This is a genomic window from Streptomyces sp. NTD107 (genome assembly GCF_059510435.1).
In genome coordinates this window covers 219,151-239,606 of record NZ_JCAJZV010000002.1, presented here as the reverse complement: position 1 = coordinate 239,606, position 20,456 = coordinate 219,151, and the positions used below count along the sequence as shown (strand labels likewise).

At 70.8% G+C, this 20,456-nt stretch carries 18 protein-coding genes; 3 read left to right on the top strand and 15 right to left on the bottom strand.

What is annotated here, in order from left to right:
- Positions 1-412 precede the first annotated feature (412 nt).
- From AC5WRL_RS04780 to AC5WRL_RS04755, 6 genes are read right to left on the bottom strand one after another with little or no spacing between them, the layout of a single operon-like run.
- Positions 413-1,534, bottom strand: a complete 1,122-nt coding sequence (locus tag AC5WRL_RS04780; protein ID WP_496087009.1) for an acyl-CoA dehydrogenase family protein — start codon at positions 1,532-1,534, stop codon at positions 413-415.
- Positions 1,527-2,714, bottom strand: a complete 1,188-nt coding sequence (locus AC5WRL_RS04775) for an acyl-CoA dehydrogenase family protein (RefSeq protein ID WP_496087008.1) — start codon at positions 2,712-2,714, stop codon at positions 1,527-1,529. Before AC5WRL_RS04775 ends, AC5WRL_RS04780 begins: the two co-directional genes overlap by 8 nt.
- Entirely contained in the window at positions 2,711-2,971 is a 261-nt protein-coding gene (locus AC5WRL_RS04770) for an acyl carrier protein (protein WP_496087007.1), read from the bottom strand. Before AC5WRL_RS04770 ends, AC5WRL_RS04775 begins: the two co-directional genes overlap by 4 nt.
- Positions 2,972-2,973: 2 nt before the next feature.
- On the bottom strand, positions 2,974-4,110 hold the full coding sequence (locus AC5WRL_RS04765) for an acyl carrier protein (protein ID WP_496087006.1): 1,137 nt from the start codon (positions 4,108-4,110) through the stop codon (positions 2,974-2,976).
- Positions 4,107-4,391 carry an acyl carrier protein gene (locus tag AC5WRL_RS04760; protein WP_496087005.1) on the bottom strand — a complete coding sequence of 95 codons (285 nt, stop codon included), beginning with the start codon at positions 4,389-4,391 and terminating at the stop codon, positions 4,107-4,109. Before AC5WRL_RS04760 ends, AC5WRL_RS04765 begins: the two co-directional genes overlap by 4 nt.
- Before the next feature lie 20 nt (positions 4,392-4,411).
- Positions 4,412-5,140, bottom strand: coding sequence for a thioesterase domain-containing protein (locus AC5WRL_RS04755; RefSeq protein WP_496087004.1), 729 nt, complete (start codon positions 5,138-5,140; stop codon positions 4,412-4,414).
- 302 nt (positions 5,141-5,442) lie between these two features.
- On the opposite strand from AC5WRL_RS04755, the gene AC5WRL_RS04750 reads away from it, so the two are divergent.
- Both AC5WRL_RS04750 and AC5WRL_RS04745 read left to right on the top strand, forming a co-directional pair.
- Positions 5,443-6,795, top strand: coding sequence for a KamA family radical SAM protein (locus AC5WRL_RS04750; RefSeq protein ID WP_496087003.1), 1,353 nt, complete (start codon positions 5,443-5,445; stop codon positions 6,793-6,795).
- Entirely contained in the window at positions 6,792-8,075 is a 1,284-nt protein-coding gene (locus AC5WRL_RS04745; protein WP_496087002.1) for a pyridoxal phosphate-dependent aminotransferase, read from the top strand. The genes AC5WRL_RS04750 and AC5WRL_RS04745 overlap by 4 nt, the downstream gene beginning before the upstream one ends.
- Before the next feature lie 65 nt (positions 8,076-8,140).
- Here the strand turns inward: AC5WRL_RS04745 and AC5WRL_RS04740 are convergent, their stop codons facing one another.
- The 3 genes from AC5WRL_RS04740 to AC5WRL_RS04730 form a co-directional block, all read right to left on the bottom strand.
- The gene (locus AC5WRL_RS04740; protein ID WP_496087517.1) at positions 8,141-8,881 is read right to left on the bottom strand and encodes a succinate dehydrogenase/fumarate reductase iron-sulfur subunit; all 741 of its coding nucleotides are present in this window, start codon (positions 8,879-8,881) and stop codon (positions 8,141-8,143) included.
- A 74-nt stretch (positions 8,882-8,955) separates the two neighbouring features.
- On the bottom strand, positions 8,956-10,938 hold the full coding sequence (locus AC5WRL_RS04735) for a fumarate reductase/succinate dehydrogenase flavoprotein subunit (RefSeq protein ID WP_496087001.1): 1,983 nt from the start codon (positions 10,936-10,938) through the stop codon (positions 8,956-8,958).
- Positions 10,939-10,944: 6 nt separating this feature from the next.
- Positions 10,945-11,649, bottom strand: a complete 705-nt coding sequence (locus AC5WRL_RS04730; protein WP_496087000.1) for a succinate dehydrogenase cytochrome b subunit — start codon at positions 11,647-11,649, stop codon at positions 10,945-10,947.
- Between the two features lie 97 nt (positions 11,650-11,746).
- Here AC5WRL_RS04730 and AC5WRL_RS04725 point away from each other — a divergent pair, with 97 nt between their 5' ends.
- Positions 11,747-12,640 carry a LysR family transcriptional regulator gene (locus AC5WRL_RS04725; protein ID WP_496086999.1) on the top strand — a complete coding sequence of 298 codons (894 nt, stop codon included), beginning with the start codon at positions 11,747-11,749 and terminating at the stop codon, positions 12,638-12,640.
- A gap of 33 nt (positions 12,641-12,673) precedes the next feature.
- Here AC5WRL_RS04725 and AC5WRL_RS04720 read toward each other — a convergent pair whose 3' ends face one another.
- The 6 genes from AC5WRL_RS04720 to AC5WRL_RS04695 all read right to left on the bottom strand — a co-directional run bounded on the left by AC5WRL_RS04720 (position 12,674) and on the right by AC5WRL_RS04695 (position 20,449).
- Positions 12,674-13,306 (bottom strand): DUF624 domain-containing protein, encoded by a 633-nt coding sequence (locus AC5WRL_RS04720; RefSeq protein ID WP_496086998.1) that lies wholly within the window; start codon positions 13,304-13,306, stop codon positions 12,674-12,676.
- A 6-nt stretch (positions 13,307-13,312) separates the two neighbouring features.
- Positions 13,313-14,242, bottom strand: a complete 930-nt coding sequence (locus tag AC5WRL_RS04715) for a carbohydrate ABC transporter permease (RefSeq protein WP_496086997.1) — start codon at positions 14,240-14,242, stop codon at positions 13,313-13,315.
- Positions 14,239-15,201, bottom strand: a complete 963-nt coding sequence (locus AC5WRL_RS04710; protein WP_496086996.1) for a carbohydrate ABC transporter permease — start codon at positions 15,199-15,201, stop codon at positions 14,239-14,241. Before AC5WRL_RS04710 ends, AC5WRL_RS04715 begins: the two co-directional genes overlap by 4 nt.
- A 43-nt stretch (positions 15,202-15,244) precedes the next feature.
- Positions 15,245-16,549 (bottom strand): ABC transporter substrate-binding protein, encoded by a 1,305-nt coding sequence (locus AC5WRL_RS04705; protein WP_496086995.1) that lies wholly within the window; start codon positions 16,547-16,549, stop codon positions 15,245-15,247.
- A gap of 305 nt (positions 16,550-16,854) precedes the next feature.
- Positions 16,855-18,858, bottom strand: a complete 2,004-nt coding sequence (locus AC5WRL_RS04700) for a rhamnogalacturonan lyase (RefSeq protein WP_496086994.1) — start codon at positions 18,856-18,858, stop codon at positions 16,855-16,857.
- A gap of 97 nt (positions 18,859-18,955) precedes the next feature.
- A complete protein-coding gene (locus AC5WRL_RS04695; protein ID WP_496086993.1) occupies positions 18,956-20,449 on the bottom strand; it encodes an SGNH/GDSL hydrolase family protein in 1,494 nt (497 codons plus the stop codon).
- Between the last annotated feature and the right edge of the window lie 7 nt (positions 20,450-20,456).

The following is a 20,456-nucleotide window of genomic DNA, read 5'->3' as shown; positions in this document are numbered from 1 at the left end:
GTCGCCGGCCGGCGGGGTGGCGGAAGCCGGTGCGGCCGGCGGATGCTTCGCGCCGCCCGCGACGGCGGGTGGTGCCGATTCCGATGCTGACCGGCGTGGCCGTGGCAGGTGGCCGAGTCCGGGTTCCGCGTCAGGGGTGGTTGTGGCGCCCGGCTTCCGCCCGGCCGTTCCGGGCGGTGGGGGCGGGGTTGGCGAGCAGGTGCTTCGCGCTGCCCGCCATGTCGGTGGTGCCGCTGCCTGATGCCGGGCGGTGGGGGCTCGGTGTGGACCGGGTGACGTGACGTGTTGGTTCCGTCCGGGTTCGCCGGCCGTACGTTGCTGTGGCCAGCGAATGTTTTGCGACGTTTTGCGTGGTGTCGCTGTCGGGGTTGTACGGCGTTGCCCCGGCCGTCGGCCGAGCCCGGGTATCGCGTCACGGGTGCTCATGACGCCCCCCCTTTGCTGGGCCCGCAGGGTGGTGTGTCGCGGGGGCCAGGTCCGCAAGGAGGCGTTCCGCGCCGTCAGCCACCATGGAGAGGACCACCTCCGTGGTGCCGCCGCCGATGGTGAAGAGGGCTGCTTCCGCGCGCAGTCGCTGGGTGCCGGTTGTGGTGAAGCCGTCCGCGCCGCGGAGTTGTGCGCATTCGTCGAGCACTCGGCGTACCGTGCCGCCCGCCGCCGCCTTCAGGAGGGCGGCGGCGGTCGTGTCCTGATCCTCCGTCACCTTCCTGGCCAGTTGGTGGGTGAGGGCCTGGAGTTGGTGCGTGTCCAGGAGACAGGTCGCGAATCGCTGCTGGATGCCGTCGCGTTCCCACAGGGGCCGGTCGGCGACCCGGCGGTGCAGGAGGAAGGCGCGGGTGTCGGCCAGGACGCGCCGGCACAGCGCCGTGCCCCACAGCGCCCCGGCCAGCCGTTCGACGGCGATGTGGGCCGCGAAGGCGGCCAGCCCCCGGCCGGGGCGGCCCAGCACCTGGGCGCGGGGCAGCCGGACCCGGTCGAGGGTGAGATGGCCGGTGCCGGAGCCGTCGAACAGGTCGGTGTCGGCCGGCTCCGCCGTGACGCCGGGCGCGGTGAGCGGGACCAGGACCCAGGTGAAGCAGGTGAAGTGCCGGCCCGGGCGGTGCCGGGCCAGGACCAGTGCCTGGTCGGCCTGGGTGGCGTTGGTGATCCACCGTTTGGTTCCGCTGACCTCGATCTCGTCCGGGCCGAGGACCACCTCGGTCTCCAGTGCCGTGAGGTCCGAGCCGGCGGCCCGGTCGGTGGCGGCCAGCGCGGTCACCGACCGGCCGGCCAGGGCCTCCGCCAGGGCGGCGGCGGCCGGCCCGGGGCCGGTGGCGAGGGTGAGCAGCGGTACGGCGGTGGCGAGCTGGACGCTGACCGCCAGCGTCGCGCCCATGCTGTGCCGGGCGTCCACCTCCGCCAGCACCGCGCCGAGCCCGGCCGGATCGACGCCGTGTGCCGGGTGGCCGTCCCGGTAGACGGTACGGATCCGGTCGGCCGCGCCGAGGGCTTCCCACACCTGCCGGCCGGTGCTGACCGCCGCCCGGTCAGGCAAGGCGCACCTCCGGGTCGAGCAGGGTGAGCCGCCCATCGGCCAGGTGGAGCCGGTCGTTGCTGTAGTTGAGGGCGGCGGAGCGCAGATCGCGCAGCACGCGTTCCAGCCGGGTGGGGGAGTCCCGCAGATAGCCGTGCCGCATGCCGACCGCCGTGATGAGGTCGTCGACCGCCGCGTGGCACTGCTCGGCGGCGGTGATCTTGAGGGAGTTCAGCAGGAGTTGGCGGGGCGGGGTGGACAGGTCGGGTGTGCCGTCGACCAGTTGCTCGGCGCGCCACATCAGCGCGTGCACCACCTCCAGCCGTTGCCGGGCGGTGGACAGCCGGGTCAGCAGCAGTTCGGAGCCCAGGTCGAAGCGGGCTCGGCCGGCCGGGTCGCGGAGCATGCGCAGGACGCGGGAGAGCGCGCCGCCGGCCGCGCCGAGCCAGCAGGCGGACCAGGCGAGATGGGCGAGCGGTGCGAAGATCTGGGTGGCGATCCGGGCGAACCCGCCGTGTTCGCCCACCACCTGATGGCGTGGCACGCTGCCGGTCAGCCGCAGCGGCAGGCTGTGGCTGGCCCGCATGCCCATCGGCTGCCAGTCCCCGGACCCACTCACGCTCAGCTGGTCGCGGCGGGCGTAGATCAACGAGATCTGGCTGGGCGAGGTGGCGTCGGGACTGCGCATGGTGATGAGGAATCCGTCGGCGTGCGCGCCGCCGGTGACGATCGGGGCGAAGCGGTCCACCGCGAGGTCGTCGCCGTGGTCGGCCAACGGGGAGGCGGAGCTGAGCAGATGGCCGCCGCTGCCCGCCTCGGTGGTGACGGAGGCGAGATAGCAGCGGCCGGCGGCGAGCTCCGGCAGCAGTTCGTCGCGCAGTGGCGGGGCGGCGTGGGCGATGACGGCCGCGCTCTGCTGGCAGTGCATCGCGAAGATCATCCCGGCGGACAGATCGGCCCGGCTGATCCGCATCGCCGCGCGCAGCAGGTCGCCGGTCGAGCCGCCCAACCCGCCGTGCGCGGTGGGCACCAGCAGCCCGAGCAGCCCGGTGGCGCGCAGTTCCGCCAGGGTCTCGACGGGGAAGGACGCCTCGCGGTCGGTGCGGTCCGCGTGTGCGGCGGCCACCTCGGCCACCCGCGCCACCCGTTCGTCGAGCGGGCGCGCCAGGGCGGTCGGCGGGGTGCTCGTTTCGGTGGTCATGGCGCACCGACCGGGCCCTGGGAGGCGGCGAGGGCGGACCGTACGGCGTTCCACAGACTGCCGGCGGTGGCGAAGGTGGTGTCGGTCAGGTCCTCGTCCGGCAGCGGCACCCCGAAGGTGTCCTCGATGGCGAAGAGCAGCTCGATCGACTGCATGGAGTCCAGCCCGAGTTCCGGCAGGGCGGACTCCTCGGTGAGTTCCCGGCCGCGCAGATGCTTCAGGAAGGGGATGAGGAGTTCGGTGAATCGCGGATCCATGGTCAGGCACTCCCTCTCGTGGCGGCCAGGCGGCACAGGTCGTCCAGGCGGTGCAGGTTCTCGGGCAGCAGGTCCTCCGGGTCGAAGGTGATGCCGAGGTGTTCTTCCAGGCGTTCGACGGTTTCGACGACCCGGAAGGAGTCGAAGCCGGCCAGCTCCGTCAGCTCGGCCACGTCCAGCACGGCGTCGGTGGTGCAGCCGGCCACCGAGGCGATGACCTCGGCGACGGTCGTCCGCAGGTCCCGGGCCGGGGCCGGGTCGGCGGGGGGTACGAAGACCTCCCGGTCGGCGGCGAGCGCGGCGGCCAGATCGCCCATCAGCCGCCGGGGTTCGGGGCGCCCGCGCTCCACCCGGCGCAGCGCCAGGTAGGTCTGTTCGGCGAGCCGGTCCCAGTGGAGCAGTTGCTCCGCCGTCTCCGGGCCACCGGGCAGGCCCGACCGCTCCCGGAACGCCGCGTGCAGCTTCCGGGACCGCGCCAGCAGCCAGGTCTCGACGGTCAGGCGTTCCAGGGCCGCCGTTCGGTCCGGGTGGTCGGCGTAGGCGGCGAGGTAGTCGTCGGGCGGCTCCCAGTCGATGCCGGCGGGTACGGCCGGGGCGCCGGCCGGGGCCGGGCGGAGCGAGACGGCGAGCGAGGTGGCGGGCAGTTCGTCCCAGCCCATTTGTCGGCGCAGCGGCTGGGCGGTGCCCCACGGGGTGCGGTTGTGGTAGGCGTCGGTGACCACGGCGGTGGCCGGCGTGCCGTCGTGGCCGGGCGCGTACTCCACCAGATAGCTGTGCTCCATGTGGCGGCGGCGGTGGTACGGCAGCCAGGGCATCTCGTACGCGTCGGCCACCACGTACAGCGTGCCGTGCAGCCGGGCCAGTTCGGCCAGCGGTACGGGCCCGGGCCCGGGGTGCCGGAACGCCTCGGTCAGGCCGAGCCGGCCGATGCCCGCCAGCTCCGCTTCGATGGGGGGCTCCACGGTGGGCAGCCCGGCCGGGCCGGGGACCGGGCGGAAGCGCAGGGTGGCGCCGAGAGCGAGATGAGTGCCGGGGCCGTGGTGGCGGTCGGCGAGCACGGCGAGGCCGGACTGGATGCAGTCGAGCAACTCGGCCCGGATCGAGGCCGGCACGGTGGCGGGGGGTGCGGTGCTGGTCATGGGGTGGCCTCCGCTCCGCTGCTGACGACGTCGACGAGGTCGCCGACGGTCCGGATGGTGTGTCCGGTGAACAGGTCGTCGGGCAGGGTGACGCCGAGTTCGTCCTCGATCCGCACCAACAGACCCATGAAGGCGAAGGAGTTGATCCGGATCAGCTCGCCGCTTAGCGGCTCGGCCTCGGTGATCAGGGAGGGCACGACGGTCAGTTGGGACTCGGCGACGAGGACCCGTTTCACGGCCTCGGCGACCGTGAGCCGGTCGGGCGGGTGCACAGCGGACATGGTGGTCTCCGTAGCGGGGTTCATGGACGGGGCGGCGGTGCGGAGTCGCGCAGAAAGTCCGTCACATGGCCGGTGGTGGTCGCCAGCCAGGGCGGGGACAGCACCTCGAAGTGGCCGCACGGCACCGGCGCGGTCCGCAGCCTCGGCGCGATCGTCCGCCAGTGGGCGAGATGCCCGCCCTCCGGCTCGGCCGCACACGTCAGCAGGAGCGCGGGGCAGTTGTGGCGGGCCGTGGCGGTGTGCCGGGCGGCGGCGCTCAGATGCGCGTCCGTCGTACGGGCCACCAGCGCGGGGTCGAGCCCGGAGCCGCCGGCCCCGGCGAGCACCCGCTCCCGCAGGGCCCCCGGGTCGCGGCCGTCGTCGCCGAGGGCCAGCGCCGGGCTGTCCAGCATCACCACCAGGGGCTGTTGGCCCCGGGCGGCGAGCCGGGCGGCCAGCTCCCAGGCCAGCGTGCCGCCGAGCGACCAGCCCGCGAGCAGCCCGACCGGGGTGTCCAGCCGGTCGAGCAGCGCCAGGTAGCGCCGGGTCATGTCCGGTACGGAGTCGTCCGGTTGCTCGCCGGGGAGCAGTCCGGCGGCCCGGATGCCGCTGACCGGGCCGTGCCGGGCGAGCACCGGGGCGAGGCCCAGATAGGGGCCCAGGCCGCCGCCGGTCGGATGCAGCAGCACGGTCCGCAGCGGTCCCGGGGACCGGGTGAGCGGGATGAGTAATCGTTCGTCCGCGCTCCGCGCGGTGGCGGGGGCGGTCATCGGCCGGCCTCGATAGCGTCGTCCATCACCATCACTCCCTGGGGCGCCGCCGGGAATCTTCAAAACGCCGCTAATAATTGAGAAGTGGCTCGCGGCTGTCAATGAAATGCCGTGAACAGACCATAGAAGATTCTTATGGGGGCATCGCGGAAAGGATTCCGCATCGTATAGAGGGCGTCTATGGGCTCATCGGTGATATCTCCGGCCCCGGTTGCGGCCCGGACAGGGGTGGGTCAGTCTGTGCAGGACTTCCAGAGCGCCCTCGTTCCAGGCCGGTCCGGCCGAATCCGGAGGAGCCGCACATGACGCTGACCATGCCCGATCCCCTTGCCACCGCACGATTCAGGGCCTACGGGCCACGGCAGATCGACCAGATAGCGCGCCGTTTCGGTCTGGCAGATGAATTCACCGAGAACGTACGGTTGTTATCCCGAGTACTTCCCTTCCGGGTCAATGAGTATGTACTGACCGAATTGATCGACTGGGAACGGATACCGGACGATCCCATGTTCCGGATGGTGTTCCCGCAGCACGGCATGCTGCCCCGGGAGGACGAGCGATTGCTGGCCGCCGCCGTCGCCCGCGACGACCGGCAGATCATCGCCGCCGCCGTGAAAGAGATCAGAGCACGGCTCAATCCGCACCCATCGGGCCAGACCGCGCTGAATGTCCCGACCCTGAACGGTGCCGAGGTTCCCGGGCTCCAGCACAAATACCGCGAGACGGTGCTGCACTTCCCGGGCCAGGGCCAGACCTGCCACTCGTACTGCACCTACTGCTTCCGCTGGGCGCAGTTCGTCGGCGACGCCGATCTGCGGTTCGCCGCGCCCGGGCCCGAGGAACTGGTCCGCTATCTCGCCGCCCACCCCGAGGTGCACGACGTCCTGGTCACCGGCGGCGATCCGCTGATCATGTCCACCGACCGGCTGCTGCGCCATCTGGAACCGCTGCTGGACATCGGGACCGTCCGCACCATCCGGATCGGCACCAAGTCCGTGGCCTACTGGCCGCAGCGCTTCCTCACCGACCAGGACGCGGAACCGCTGCTGCGGCTCTTCGAACGGATCATCGCCACCGGCCGCAATCTGGCGGTGATGGCCCACTTCACCCACCCGCGAGAGCTGGCCACCGACCTGACCCGCCGGGCGCTGGCCCGGATCAGGGCCACCGGCGCGCTGATCTACTGCCAGGCGCCGCTGATCGCCCACATCAACGACGACGCCGAGTCCTGGAGCACCCTGTGGCAGGCCGAACTGGCCGCCGGCGCCGTGCCGTACTACATGTTCGTGGAACGCGACACCGGACCGCACGAGTACTTCAAGGTGCCGCTGGCCAAGGCCGCCGACATCTTCCGCGCCGCCTACCGCACCCTGCCCGGGCTGGCCCGTACGGTACGGGGCCCGGTGATGTCGGCCACCCCCGGCAAGGTCGTGGTGGACGGTGTCGAAACCACGCCGCAGGGCCGGTATTTCCAGCTGCGGATGCTCCAGGCCCGCGACCCGGCCCTGGTCGGCCGCCCCTTCCGGGCCCGCTGGTCCGACTCCGCCGCCTGGCTCGACGAACTCGAACTCGCCCCGGACGTCCCCTCCGACATCGCGGCGGCGGTACGGCCGGCGCCCGCCGCGCTGTCCGCGCCCGCCGGAGGCCGGTCATGACCGCCGGGCCGGCGCTCGCCGGCAAGCAGTGGAAACTCTCGCCCAACCTGGCCCTCAACCAGTGGGTGGCCGAACGCCGGGCGGCCGGCGAGCACATCATCCACCTCGGCTTCGGCGAGTCACGGCTGCCGGTCTTCCCCCCGCTCACCGAACGGCTGCTGGCCGGCGCCGACCGGAACGCGTACGGCCCGGTCCAGGGCGACCCGGTGACCCTCGACGCGGTCGCCGGCTACTTCACCCGCCGCCGGCTCGCCAGCGGCCCGGAACAGATCGTGCTCGCCCCCGGCAGCAAACCCCTGCTGATGGCCCTGAACCTGGTGCTGCCCGGCGACGTACTGCTGCCCCGCCCCGCCTGGAACACCTACGCCCCCCAGGCCACGCTCGCCGGGAAACGCGCCATCCCCGTACCCATCCCGGCGGAGTGCGGCGGCGTACCCGACCCCGAACTGCTGCGCGAGGCGGTGCTGGCCGCCCGCCGGGCCGGCCGCGACCCGCGCACCGTCATCCTCATCCTGCCGGACAACCCCACCGGCACCCTCGCCTCCCCCGCGATGATCCGGGAGATCTGCGCCCTCGCTGAGGAGCTGGACCTGACCCTGGTCTCCGACGAGATCTACCGCGATGTCGTGCACGACCCGGCGACGCCCTTCCTCAGCCCCGCCGAAGTGGCGCCCGGCCGCACCGTGGTGATCACCGGGCTCTCCAAGAACCTGGCCCTGGGCGGCTGGCGGATCGGTGTGGCGCGCTTCCCGGACACCGCGTGGGGCGGGGCGCTGCGCGACGGAGTGCTGTCGGTGGCCAGCGAGGTGTGGTCCACGCTGGCCGGGCCGATGCAGAGCGTCGCCGCGTACGCCTTCGCCGAGCCGCCTCAGCTGCGCGCCCATCTCGCCGACAGCGCACGGCTGCACGGGGTGCTGGCCCGCGCGGTGCACCGGATCCTCGCCGCGGCCGGCGCCCGGTGCCGGCCGCCCACCGGGGCCTTCTACCTCTACCCGGACTTCGAGCCGCTGCGCGAACACGTCGCCGCGCGGGGCGCAACCGACTCCGCCTCGCTGCGGGACCTGTTCCTCGACCGGGGCGGCCTGGCGGTCCTGGCCGGGCAGCTGCTCGGCGACGACCCGGACGCGCTGCGCTTCCGGATGGCCACCAGCATGCTGTACGGGGAGACCGTGGAGCAGCAGTGGGAGTCCCTGGCGGCGGACGATCCGCTGGCCCTGCCGCATGTCGCGTCGCTGCTCAGCGGCATCGAGGAGGGTGTCGCCCGGGTGCTCGCCCCGTGAGCCCTCCCGGGTGGCGCCGTGCGGCTCGGCGGCACCCGGGAGACGGGGGCCGGGGTGGGGGTGGGTCAGCGCTTGCGCAGCGCCCGCAGATACTCCCGGTTCATGGTGGTGATGGCGGTCAGCGGGATGCCCTTGGGACAGGCGGTCGCGCATTCCCCGGTGTTGGTGCAGCCGCCGAAGCCCTCCGCGTCCATGGTGCCGACCATGTCCAGGACCCGGGTCTCCCGCTCCGGGGCGCCCTGCGGCAGCACATTGAGATGGACCACCTTCGCCGAGGTGAACAGCATCGCCGAGCCGTTCGGGCAGGCCGCCACGCACGCGCCGCAGCCGATGCACTCGGCGTGTTCGAAGGCGGTGTCCGCGACCGGTTTGGGCACCGGGGTGGCGTGTGCCTCCGGGGCGCTGCCGGCCGGGGTGGAGACGTAGCCGCCGGAGCCGATGATCCGGTCGAAGGCGGACCGGTCCACCACCAGATCCTTCACCACCGGGAAGGCCGCCGCCCGCCACGGCTCGATGTCGATGGTGTCGCCGTCCGCGAAGTTCCGCATGTGGAGCTGGCAGGTGGTGGTACGTTCCGGGCCGTGCGCCTGGCCGTTGATGACCATCCCGCAGGCGCCGCAGATGCCTTCGCGGCAGTCGTGGTCGAAGGCCACCGGCTCCTCGTCGGCCAGGATGAGTTCCTCGTTGAGGGTGTCCAGCATCTCCAGGAAGGACATGTCGGGGGAGATCCCCGAGACCTGATAGGTCGTCAGCTTTCCGGGGTCCTCCGGGCCCGGCTGACGCCAGATACGCAGGGTCAGGCTCATCGTGCCGGTGCCGGTGCCGGTGCCGGTGCCGGTGCCGGTGCCGGTGCTGGTTTCGCTACTGGTCCTGGTGCCGCTCATGCGTAGCTCCGCTGGGTGGGGTGGACGTACTCGAAGGTCAGCTCCTCGCGGTGCAGCACCGGCGGGCTGCCCGTACCCCGGTACTCCCAGGCCGCCGCGTAGGAGAACTCCGCGTCCCGGCGCGCCGCTTCCCCGTCCGGGGTGCGGCTCTCCTCGCGGAAGTGGCCGCCGCAGGACTCGGCGCGGTGCAGGGCGTCCAGGCACATCAGCTCGGCCAGCTCCAGATAGTCGGCGATCCGATGGGCCTTCTCCAGCGCCTGATTGAGGTCCTGGCCGGAGCCGGTGACCTTGATCCGCTGCCAGAACTCCGCACGCAGGGCCGGGATACGGGCCAGCGCCTCGCGCAGGCCATCCGCCGTCCGCGACATCCCGCAGCGGTCCCACAGCAGCTCGCCCAGCTCGCGGTGGAAGGAGTCGGGCGTACGGTCGCCGTTGTTGGACAGCAGCCGGTAGAGCCGGTCGCTGACCTCGAAGACCGCGTCCGTGACGGCCCGGTGGTCGCGCGGCACCTCATCGAGGCCCGGGTTGCGGGCCAGATAGTCGGCGAGGGTGGCGGGAAGGATGAAGTAGCCGTCCGCCAGGCCCTGCATCAGCGCGGAGGCACCGAGCCGATTGGCGCCGTGGTCGGAGAAGTTGGCCTCACCGATCGCGAACAGCCCCGGGATCGTGGTCTGGAGGTCGTAGTCCACCCACAGTCCGCCCATGGTGTAGTGGATCGCCGGATAGATCCGCATCGGCACCTTGTACGGATTCTCGGCCGTGATCCGCTCGTACATCTCGAAGAGATTGCCGTAGCGCGCCTCGACGGCCGCCCGGCCCAGCCGGGCGATGGCGTCCGCGAAGTCCAGATACACGCCCTGCCCGCCCGGGCCCACCCCGCGCCCCTCGTCACACACGTTCTTCGCGGCCCGCGAGGCGATGTCGCGCGGCACCAGATTGCCGAACGACGGGTACTGGCGCTCCAGGTAGTAGTCCCGCTCCTGCTCCGGGATCTCGGCCGGCGGCCGGGAGTCACCCGCCCGGGCCGGCACCCAGATCCGGCCGTCGTTGCGCAGCGACTCGCTCATCAGCGTCAGCTTCGACTGGTGGTCGCCCGAGCGCGGAATGCAGGTGGGGTGGATCTGGGTGAAGCAGGGGTTGGCGAAGTACGCGCCGCGCCGGTGGGCGCGCCAGATCGCGGTGGCGTTGGAGTTCTTGGCGTTGGTGGAGAGATAGAAGACATTGCCGTAGCCGCCGGAGGCCAGCACCACGGCGTCCGCCAGGTAGGTGTCGATCCGGCCGGTGAGCAGATCGCGGGCCACGATGCCCCGGGCCCGGCCGTCGACCACGATCAGGTCCAGCATCTCGGTACGCGCGTGCATCGTGACGCTGCCCGCGTCGATCTGCCGGGACAGCGCCTGGTAGGCGCCGAGCAGCAGCTGCTGCCCGGTCTGGCCGCGCGCGTAGAACGTACGGGAGACCTGTACCCCGCCGAACGAGCGGGTGTCCAGCAGCCCGCCGTACTCGCGGGCGAACGGCACGCCCTGCGCCACGCATTGGTCGATGATCTCCACCGAGACCTGGGCGAGCCGGTGCACATTGGACTCGCGGGCCCGGAAGTCGCCGCCCTTGACGGTGTCGTAGAAGAGCCGGTGGATGGAGTCGCCGTCGTTGCGGTAGTTCTTGGCGGCGTTGATGCCGCCCTGCGCGGCGATGGAGTGCGCGCGGCGCGGGGAGTCCTGGTAGCAGAACTGCTCCACGTGGTACCCGGCTTCGGCGAGGGTGGCGCCGGCCGCACCGCCCGCCAGGCCCGTACCGACCACGATGACCGTGTGCTTGCGGCGGTTGGCCGGGTTGACGAGCTTCGCCTCGAAGCGGCGGCGGTCCCAGCGCTCGGCGATCGGGCCGGTGGGCGCGGCGGTGTCGCGCAGCGGGCGGTCGGCGGTGGCGAAGCCGGCGTAGGGCGGAAGGGGTTGGGTGGGGCCGGTCAGGTCAGTCATGTCTGTTCAGCTCACGATTCCGGTCATGACGGCGACGGGTACGGATACGAAGCCGGCGGTCAGTACGAGCGCCACGGTGGTGGCGGTGGCCCGCAGCGCGCGGTCCCGGCCGCGGCTGTTCAGCCCCAGGGTCGCCACCGCGCTCCACAGGCCGTGCCGGATGTGCGGGCCGAGGGCGAGCAGCGCGAGGAGGTAGATGACATTGCCGTACCAGGTGCTGAAGGTGGCGACGACGTTCTCGTACGCCTCGCCGTGCACCCCGTGCGGGTTCACCGTGCCGGTGGTGAGGTCCAGGATGTGCCACACGATGAACAGCGCCAGGATCACCCCGCCCCAGCGCATGGTGCGGGTGGCGTAGCTGGTGCGGCGCCGGGTGTGCGCGTACCGGACGGGGCGGGCGGCCCGGTCCAGGCGGCTGAGCTGGTACGCGGCCACGCCGTGCGCGACGACGGCGGCGAGCAGGGCGAACCGGGCGATCCAGATGAACCACTCGTACCGCAGGAACGGCTCGCCGATGGTGCGCAGCCAGTGCGCGTAGCCGTTCATGTCGTCGGGGCCGAAGAAGACCTTCAGATTGCCGAGCATGTGGGTGATCAGGTAGAGGAGCATGATCAGCCCGGAGACGGCCATCACGGTTTTCTTGCCGATGGTGGACCGCCAGATGAGGGCGGGGATGCTGCGGCTGCTCGTCCGCGTCGTCGCCAGAGCCATGACACCTGACGGTAGGGAGCCGGGTGGTGATCCGTCCAAGACATAGAACGGGTCATCTCGATAGCTGATGCCTATCGAGCGGGGTAGGGTGCCGGTCATGCAGCTCCAGCAGCTCCGCTACTTCGCCGCCGTGGCCGACACCCGGCACTTCACCCGGGCCGCCGAGCGCGAGCATGTCGCCCAGCCGTCGCTGTCCCAGCAGATCCGGGCGCTGGAGCGGGAGCTGGGTGCCGAACTGTTCCACCGGGCGCGCGGGAACATCGGCCTGACGGATGCCGGCTGGGCGCTGCTGCCGCTGGCGCGGCGGATTCTCGCGGACGCGGAGACCGCGCGGCGCGAGGTGCAGGAGGTGGCGCAGCTGCGGCGCGGGCGGGTCCGGCTGGGCGCCACCCCGAGCCTGTGCGCGTCGCTGGTGCCGGACGTGCTGCGCACCTTCAAGGACCGCTACCCGGGGGTCGATCTGCTGGTGCACGAGGGCGGTTCGCGGGATCTGGTACGGCAGCTGGCGGCCGGCGAGCTGGACCTGGCGCTGGTGATCACGCCGCTGCACGCCGACGCGCCGGCGCTGGTGACCAGTGAGCTGCTGCGGGAGGAACTGGTGCTGATCTCCTCACCGGCGGGACCGGCCGGGCCGGGCCACGGGCGTGGGGGCGTGCGGGTGGCGGAGCTGCGCGATGTGCCGCTGGTGATGTTCCGGCGCGGGTACGACCTGCGGGAGCTGACGGTGGCCGCGTGCCAGCAGGCCGGGTTCGAGCCGGTGTTCAGCGTGGAGGGCGGCGAGATGGACGCGGTGCTGGGGTTCGTCCGGGCAGGGCTCGGAGTGGCGGTCGTCCCCAGCATGGTCGCCGCCCGCTCCGGCCTCCCGACCACCCCCTTCGTACCCCCCGGCCTGCACCGCACGGTGTCGGTGGCGCACCGAAGCGATGTGTCACCGCCCCGGGCGGCCCGGGAACTGCAACGCATCCTGATGACCCACCGGGGCGGGCTGTAGCGCAGCCGGTCGGAGCGCGGCGGCGGGCCGTCTTCAGGACGTGGCGGGGCGGTTCCCGGGGTCTTCGGCCTCGGCCGTGGCCCTGGCCGCCCAGCGGTACTGCACGGCCAGGGTTGCCAACGCCAGCAGGCCGCCGGCCAGCAGGATCATGGGCAGCAGCATCCAGACGAAAACCGCGCACATCACCGCTGCCAGGGCCAGCAGCAGGGAGCCGGTCAGGTCCTCCCGGGTGGCGGTGGCCGCATCGCGCAGGGTGCCGGCCGGTGTGGCGGCCGGGTGCCAGCCGGCCGCCGTGCGCAGCAGCAGCACCGCCCACCCCGCCAGGGCGGCCAGTGACAGCAGCCGTACGGCGGCGCCGCCCGGCAGCAGTCCGGTCTGGGCCAGCGACAGGTTCCACAGCAGCAGCAGGGCGGCGGCCGGGAAGGCGAGCGCCAGCGGCCACAGCGTGCGGCAGGCGGCGGTGAAGTCCGCCCACACGTCCGCCATCCGGACGCTCTCGCCGGTCAGCTGGCGCCGCAGATGCGCGGTGCCGGCCGCCAGCGCGGGCAGCGCGGTGATCAGCGGCGCGGCCAGGACGGCCACCAGCACGCCGGTGATGACCACCTCACCGAAGAGCGTCAGTCCCGCCCGGAAGCCACTGCCGCCCGGGGCCCGGTTCGCCGTCATCCCGGCTCAGCCCTTCAGACCCGAGGTTGCCACACCGTCGACGATGTAGCGCTGGAAGAGTACGAAGAAGATGATGACCGGTGCCAGCGCGAGGACGGCTGCGGCCATCTGGGCGCCGTAGTCGGAGACCGAGGTCTGGTCGGAGAACTGACGCAGCATCAGCGGTAGTGGGTACTTGTCCGGGCTGCGCAGATAGATCAGCGGCGCCAGGAAGTCGTTCCAGCTCCAGATGAAGGCGAAGATCGACGCGGTGGCCAGCACCGGGCGCATCAGCGGCAGCATGATCGACCAGTAGATGCGGCCGTGGCCCGCGCCGTCGATCCGCGCCGACTCATCCAGTTCGCGCGGCACCCCGCGCATGAACTGCACCATGAGGAAGACGAAGAACGCCTCCGAAGCGAGGAACTTCCCGATCAGCAGCGGAATGTAGGAGTCGGTCCAGCCCAGCTCGTTGAACATGATGAACTGCGGAATGATCACCACATGGAACGGCAGCAGCAGCGTGCCGATCATCAGGCCGAAATAGAGCTTCCGCCCCGGGAATTCGATCCGGGCGAAGGCGTACGCCGCCACCGAGCAGGACAGGCAGACGCCGATGACCGAACCGATGCCGAGAATCATGGAGTTGCTGAAGAAGGTCCAGAAGGACACTCCGCCGATTCCCTCGAACGCCCGGGTGAAGTTGTCCAGGGTGGTGTTCTTGGGGATCAGCCCGACCTCGCCGATGATCTGGTTCGTCGGCCGGAACGAGGACAGGATCATCCACACCCCGGGATAGAGCATCACGATGCCCAGCGCCCAGGTGACGGCGTGAAAGACAACGGATTTGGCGCCGCCGCGCACTTTCGCCTTCCGCCGGGCGACCTGTGCCTGGGCGGACCGGGTTTCCTCGATTCGGGTGGGAGTCGGGGTGGGAGTGGGGGTGGTGGCGCTCATCGTGTCTCCCCGCCGTAGTGCACCCAGTATTTCGAGGTTTTGAAGAAGACCAGCGTGATGATGCCGACGACGATCACCAGCAGCCACGCCATCGCGGCGGCATAACCGAGCTGCCCCTGGCCGAAACCGCGCTGGTAGAGATAGAGCGTGTAGAAGAGCGTGGAGTTCGCCGGGCCGCCCTTGCCACCGGAGATGATGAACGCGGAGGCAAAGACCTGGAAGGAGTTGATGGTCTCCAGCACCAGATTGAAGAACAGCACCGGGGAGAGCATCGGTAGGGTGATCCGCCAGAATTTGCGCAGCGGACCCGCGCCGTCGACGTCGGCCGCCTCGTACAACTCGGTGGGGATCTGCTTCAGACCCGCCAGGAAGATCACCATCGGCGCGCCGAACTGCCACACCGCCAGCAGGATCATCATCGGCAGCGTCATGTCGGGGTTGCCGACCCAGCCGCCCGGCTTCATGCCGAAGAACTGGCCGACCTCGTCCACGATGCCCTGGTCGTTGAACATCGCCTTCCAGATGATGGCGATGGAGACGCTGGCCCCGATGAGTGACGGCGCGTAGAAGAGCGAGCGGTACGTGCCCTGGCCGCGCCGCCGGTTGTTCAGCAGCATCGCCACGGCGAGCGCGGCGGCCAGCTTGATGGGGGTGCCGATGACCGCGTAGAGCCCGGTGACCTGGACCGAGTCGAGGAAGCGGGGGTCATCGACGAGCCGGGTGAAGTTGTCGAAACCGACCCAGCCCCAGTCCCGGATGGGGTGGTAGTTGGTGAAGGAGAGATAGAGCGAGGCGATCATGGGGCCGGCCGTCAGGGTGATGAAACCCAGCAGCCAGGGGGCGAGGAAGACGTAGCCGGCCCGGGTCTCAGCCCCCCGCCGCGGCGGCCGCTTCGGGCGCGGCCGCTGGGCGGGGGTGCTGGTCGCCGAACCCCGGGACGCCTCAGGCGTGAGTGACACGGGGATTCATCCGTTCGGTGTGTCAGTGCGGGGGATCGGCGGGTCAGCGGACGAGGTGGTTGCCCGCCTCGGAGAACCAGCGCTGTACGAAGGTGTCGGTGTCGATCTGGCGGAAGCCGAACTCCTGGGCCAGCACCTCGACATACTCGTTCTCCACGCCGCCGAAGCCCTCGGGCTGGAACGGCACGGTGGCGGTCATGTAGCCCTCGTCGCGGGCGCGCTGCTGGTACTCGATGACCCGCGCGTTCAGGCTGCCCGGCTCGATGTCCAGGGCGTTGAGCCGTTCGGCGGAGGCCGGGACGCCCAGGTCGGTGCCGATGATGGCGCCGGCCTCGGGTGAGTTGATCAGGAAGTCGATCAGCTTGGCGGCTTCCTCGGGGTGCTTGGTGTTGGCACCCATGCTCAGCTGCATGGTGGGCTTGAAGAACATCTGCTTCTGCCCGTCCGGGCCGCTGGGCACCGGCATCAGCTGGACGTTGTCGCTGCCCAGGTCGTGCGAGTAGTTGTGGATGAAGTTGTCCCAGTGGAACTCCATCACGGCCTCGCCGTTGGTGAACCCGCCCAGCGGGTCAAGCTGTTCGACGCGCTCGGCCGGGAAGATCTGGTCATCGGGGCTGCGCAGGTCTGCGGCGCTGTCGATGAATTCCCGCATGTCGTCCTCGGTGAAGTTCATGTCGCCGTTCTCCGCGAACGGTTCTATGCCCTTCTGGACGAGGCTCTGCATGAACAGCCACCACACCATGGTGGGGTCGTTGGCGCCGTAGACGCGCGGGCTGTGGTCGGCGCCGGCCGCGCTCACCTCGGCGAGGAAGGAATAGTACTCGTCCCAGGTGTAGTCCCAATCCGGGATTTCCAGGCCGAGTTCCTCGATCAGATCCGGGTTGTACATCAGGGTGAGCGTATTGGTGCCGGTGGGGATGGCCACCAGTTCGCCGTTGGCCTCACCGGAGGAGAGCAGCTCGGCATCGATCTGCGAGACATCCAGCTGGTCGCCGGCGTAGTCGTCCATGCCGAGCAGCAGGCCGGCTCCCGCGTACTCCAGCAGCCGGGAGGCGTCCATCTGGAAGACATCGGGGAGCTGGCCGGAGGTGGCGTCCGTGGAGCGCTGCGTCCAGTAGTCGGGGAACGCGGCGAAAGACGTCTGGACCTTGATGCCGGGGTTCTCGTCCTCGAACAGTTTGATGGCCTGCTGATAACGGTCCGCCCGCTCGTCGCCGCCCCACCAGGTGAACTTGAGGGTGACATTCCCTCCGTCACCGCTGCCGCCGTCGGAGCCGCACGCGGTAAGGGCCAGAGATCCCGCTACGGCGATCGCCAGACCCCGCAGCGCGGTCTTCTTGAATGACATGTAGAGCCTCCTTGCTCCGTTATGCACAACGGCACTCCACGGGAGGTGTCAATGGCTTTCCCACGCCTTACCGGCCCCCGGTGACACCCGAAGTGAATCGTTACAATACCGCCGGGGCCTGCTCCGGCAACCGGGCGGTGGATAACTTTTCGGAAACGCCGACGTCATGTCGGCGGGGCCCGAACGCGGCCGGGCGGCCCGCTGATCGGGCCGCCCGGCGCAGCGCGGAGCCTGTTTGGACTCTGTGCGGTCCTGGTGATTCCTGCGCTGACCTGCGCTGTTGTGGGGAGTGTGAGGGGGAGTCGTCAGCGGGCGTTCGGCGCCGGCACGTACCGGATCCGCGGCTTGGCCGGCTCGCTCATCCCGTCCCCGATGAAGAAGGACGGATGCGGCGGCTGGTTGTACGCCACGTTCTGCCACGCGATCGCCAGCCGGTACTGCGGATCGTGCATCAGCGTGCGCAGCCGCACATCCGTCTCGTCCACCGTGGTGAACACCCGCAGCGCCGAGTCGTCCTGGGTGCGGTAGACGACCTCCTCACGCCAGTCCCCGTACAGATCCGCCTGGATCACCGGCGTGCCCTTGGTCCAGTTGTTGGAGTAGACGCCCTCCGGATGGAAGATCTCCACCTGCTCCTTGTTCACCCAGTCCCACTTGGCGATGAACGGCACCCCGGCCGGATCGGTCGCCTCGTTGAAGGTGTGGTCCAGGATCTCCCGCAGCGGATCAGCGTCCCACCAGATCATGAAGTTCGCCGACGGGATGGTCCTGCTGAGCAACGTGCCGTCCGCCGCCCGCAGTTCACCCTCACGCGAGTTCCACGCCCCGGTGGCCGTCACCGCCCAGCCCTCCGCGCCCGGATGGGTCGGGTCGATGTCACCGATCGCCGCCCGCCCGGTGTCCCGGGTGGCCGGCATGTCGTACAGGATCTCGCCGGTCGCCGCGTCCCGGAACGTCGCGCCCCGGTTGCCTGACTGCGACATGCTCTCGTGCGCGCCGAACACCTCAAGCCCCGGCCGCGACGGGTCGAAGTCCCCGACATGCAGCGCGTCGCCGTGCCCCAGCGTCGTGTTGTACAGCGGGCTGCCGTCGTCGTCGATGGTGAGCTGGCCGTAGATGATCTCGTCCAGGCCGTCGCCGTCCACATCGGCCACCGACAGACTGTGGTTGCCCTGCCCCTCGTACGCCCGGCCCCAGTCCCTTGAGTCGAACGTCCAGCGCCGGGTGAGCGCACCGTCCCGGTAGTCGTACGCCACCAGCACCGTACGGGTGTAGTAGCCGCGCGCGAAGATCACGCTGGGGTTCTTGCCGTCGAGATACGCCACCCCGGCCAGGAAGCGGTCCACCCGGTTGCCGTAACCATCCCCCCAGTCCGCGACCGTGCCGCGCGGCGGCAGATAGTCGACCGTCTCCACGGCGGCTCCGCTCTCGCCGTCGAAGACGGTCAGGAACTCCGGCCCGGCCAGCACATAACCGGCGGAGTTGCGGTAGTCGGCCGCCGGATCGCCGAGCACGACACCCGTGCCGTCCGTCGTACCGTCCGCCGTCTTGACCACCACCTCCGCCTTGCCGTCGCCGTCCAGGTCATAGACCATCAGCTGCGTGTAGTGCGCCCCGGCCCGGATGTTGCGCCCCAGATCGATCCGCCACAGCTGCTCCCCGTCCAGGGTGTAGGCGTCGATGAGGACATTGCCGGTGTGCCCCGAGTGCGAGTTGTCCTTGGCATTGCTCGGCGACCACAGCTGAATGATCTCGTAGCGGCCGTCGCCGTCCAGATCGCCGATGCTCGCGTCGCCCAGGTGGTACGTGTACGTCACCCCGTCGGGAGTCGTCCCGCCCGCCGGGCGGTTGACCGGGATGTCGCGGTACTGCTGCGACCAGACCCCGAACTCCTCGGTGGTCTCCCCGCGCGGACCGTTGCCGCCCTGGACGACCGCCACCCGGTAGCGGGAGTCGACGGTGCCGCCCGGGTCGGTGTAGTTGGTGGCGCCGCGCAGCGGCTGCCGGGTGATGCGCTTGCCGTCCCGGTACACATGGAAGGAGATGTGGTCCGGATCCAGGCCCAGCATCCGCCAGCCCACGTACACACCGTCCTCGGTGAGCACGGCGACCGGTGAGCGGTCCAGCTGCTCCATGCCCCGGACCGGCGCGGGCGAGGGCCGTCCGGTGGGGGCGGCGGCCCCGGCCGGGGCGGTCAGCAGGGCGGCGGCGGTGGCCAGCGCGGCGAGGCCGGCCACGGCGAGCATACGGGTACGGGTACGGGTACGAGTGCGGGTGGATCTTCGGACGGTTGCGGCTCGGGAAGCCATCCGTGCTCCTTAGTGCGGGGTTGGCGCGGTGGGCCCCGGCGGGAAGGGGTGTGCCGGGGCCCACGACTGGCGGGTGGGGCGTGGTGGGGCCGGCGGGTCAGCCGACCCTGGTCAGCTCAAGGCCGTTGAGATGTGCGGTCTGTCCGGAGATGGAGACGTTCAACTGCCCGTCGCGGACGGTGATCCCGTTGAACGTCGCCTTGGTGACGCCGCCGGTGCCGGCCGAGACCTGGCCGTAGTCCACGCCTTCGAAGGCGAAGACGGTACGGGCCGAGCCGAGCAGATCGCCGACGTGCACGGTGGCCGAATAGGTGCCGTTGGGGACGTCCACCTTGAACTCGTAGACACCGCCGAAGTACGCGACGAAGTCCCGCTGCACGGCGTCCAGGGAACCGCCCCGGTCGCGATCGATCACATTGGTGGTGTTCGTGAAGCCGTAGCCGCGCTGCGCGGTGTACAGCGTCTGGGTGTTGACCTCGGTGTAGCCGGGCGCCACCACCTGGCCCACCGGACCGAAGTCGTAACGGTAGTCGGCGGAGCGGGTGGTGAGGGTGAGCGGATCGGAAGGGGCGGATTCGCCCCGGGCGTTGACCGCGATCACCCGCAGCTGATAGGCGCTGCCCTCGGCCAGCCCGCTGATGTCGGCCAGCGGGATGGTGGAGGTGGTGGCCAGGGTGTACTGGCTGTCGGCCGCGCCCTGCGGCTTGCGCTGGATCCGGTAGATGTCGGCGCCGGATACCGCGTTCCAGGTGAGCCGGGCGCCCTGGTTGGAGACGTTCTGCGCGGCCAGACCGGCCGGCTTGGCCGGCACCGTCCCCGGGGTGCCGGCGCCGGTGACCCGGCCGGCCAGCGGGGTGTTGAGGCGGGCCACGTCCTGGGCGACGAGGCGGGCCATCTGGATGGCGCCGTACTCCTGGAAGTGGGTGTCATCCACGGTGCCGGTGGGCCGGTTGGGATAGACTCCGGCCGGCACGTGCAGGAAGACCGACTTGGCCTCCTCCGGGCCGATGCTGTCCAGATAGGCGCGGGAGGTCGCGGACAGGTCGATCAGCGGGACGTTCTCCTCCCGGGCGACCGCGATGGCGCGGTCCACGTACTGGGGGAAGGAGACATTGAACTTGCCGGTGTCCGCGTTGAAGGAGCGGCGCGAGACGGGGGTGACGATCACCGGGATGGCGCCGCGTGCCTTGGCGCCCCGGATGTAGTCGTTGCGCAGGAACTCCTTGTAGTCGTCCGGCGGGGTGTAGCGCTCGGGCCGGTCGACGGTGGCGTCGTTGTGGCCGAACTGCACGAAGAGATAGTCGCCCGGCTTGATCTGGTTGAGGATGGTGGCGAGCCGCCCCTCCTCGATGAAGCTGCGGGAACTGCGCCCGCCGATGGCGTGGTTGGCGATGGTGACATCGCTGGTGAAGAACCGGTCGAAGACCTGGCCCCAGCCCGCCTGGGGGACCCAGTACGGGTCGTAGGTCTGGACGGTGGAGTCGCTGGCGAGGTAGACGGTGATCGGCTCGGCGGCCCGGGCCTGTTGGGCCTGGGCCGGGAGGGCGAGACCCACCACGGCGGTCGCGGTGGCGGCGACCGCCGTGACCACGGTGCGC

Coding starts and splice junctions, on each gene's coding strand:
- AC5WRL_RS04755 (WP_496087004.1), bottom strand. CDS start 5,140: ATGACCGCCCCCGCCACCGCGCGGAGCGCGGACGAACGATTACTCATC.
- AC5WRL_RS04760 (WP_496087005.1), bottom strand. CDS start 4,391: ATGTCCGCTGTGCACCCGCCCGACCGGCTCACGGTCGCCGAGGCCGTG.
- AC5WRL_RS04705 (WP_496086995.1), bottom strand. CDS start 16,549: ATGTCATTCAAGAAGACCGCGCTGCGGGGTCTGGCGATCGCCGTAGCG.
- AC5WRL_RS04770 (WP_496087007.1), bottom strand. CDS start 2,971: ATGGATCCGCGATTCACCGAACTCCTCATCCCCTTCCTGAAGCATCTG.
- AC5WRL_RS04715 (WP_496086997.1), bottom strand. CDS start 14,242: ATGAGCGCCACCACCCCCACTCCCACCCCGACTCCCACCCGAATCGAG.
- AC5WRL_RS04730 (WP_496087000.1), bottom strand. CDS start 11,649: ATGGCTCTGGCGACGACGCGGACGAGCAGCCGCAGCATCCCCGCCCTC.
- AC5WRL_RS04720 (WP_496086998.1), bottom strand. CDS start 13,306: ATGACGGCGAACCGGGCCCCGGGCGGCAGTGGCTTCCGGGCGGGACTG.
- AC5WRL_RS04735 (WP_496087001.1), bottom strand. CDS start 10,938: ATGACTGACCTGACCGGCCCCACCCAACCCCTTCCGCCCTACGCCGGC.
- AC5WRL_RS04745 (WP_496087002.1), top strand. CDS start 6,792: ATGACCGCCGGGCCGGCGCTCGCCGGCAAGCAGTGGAAACTCTCGCCC.
- AC5WRL_RS04700 (WP_496086994.1), bottom strand. CDS start 18,858: ATGGCTTCCCGAGCCGCAACCGTCCGAAGATCCACCCGCACTCGTACC.
- AC5WRL_RS04740 (WP_496087517.1), bottom strand. CDS start 8,881: ATGAGCCTGACCCTGCGTATCTGGCGTCAGCCGGGCCCGGAGGACCCC.
- AC5WRL_RS04765 (WP_496087006.1), bottom strand. CDS start 4,110: ATGACCAGCACCGCACCCCCCGCCACCGTGCCGGCCTCGATCCGGGCC.
- AC5WRL_RS04725 (WP_496086999.1), top strand. CDS start 11,747: ATGCAGCTCCAGCAGCTCCGCTACTTCGCCGCCGTGGCCGACACCCGG.
- AC5WRL_RS04750 (WP_496087003.1), top strand. CDS start 5,443: ATGACGCTGACCATGCCCGATCCCCTTGCCACCGCACGATTCAGGGCC.
- AC5WRL_RS04775 (WP_496087008.1), bottom strand. CDS start 2,714: ATGACCACCGAAACGAGCACCCCGCCGACCGCCCTGGCGCGCCCGCTC.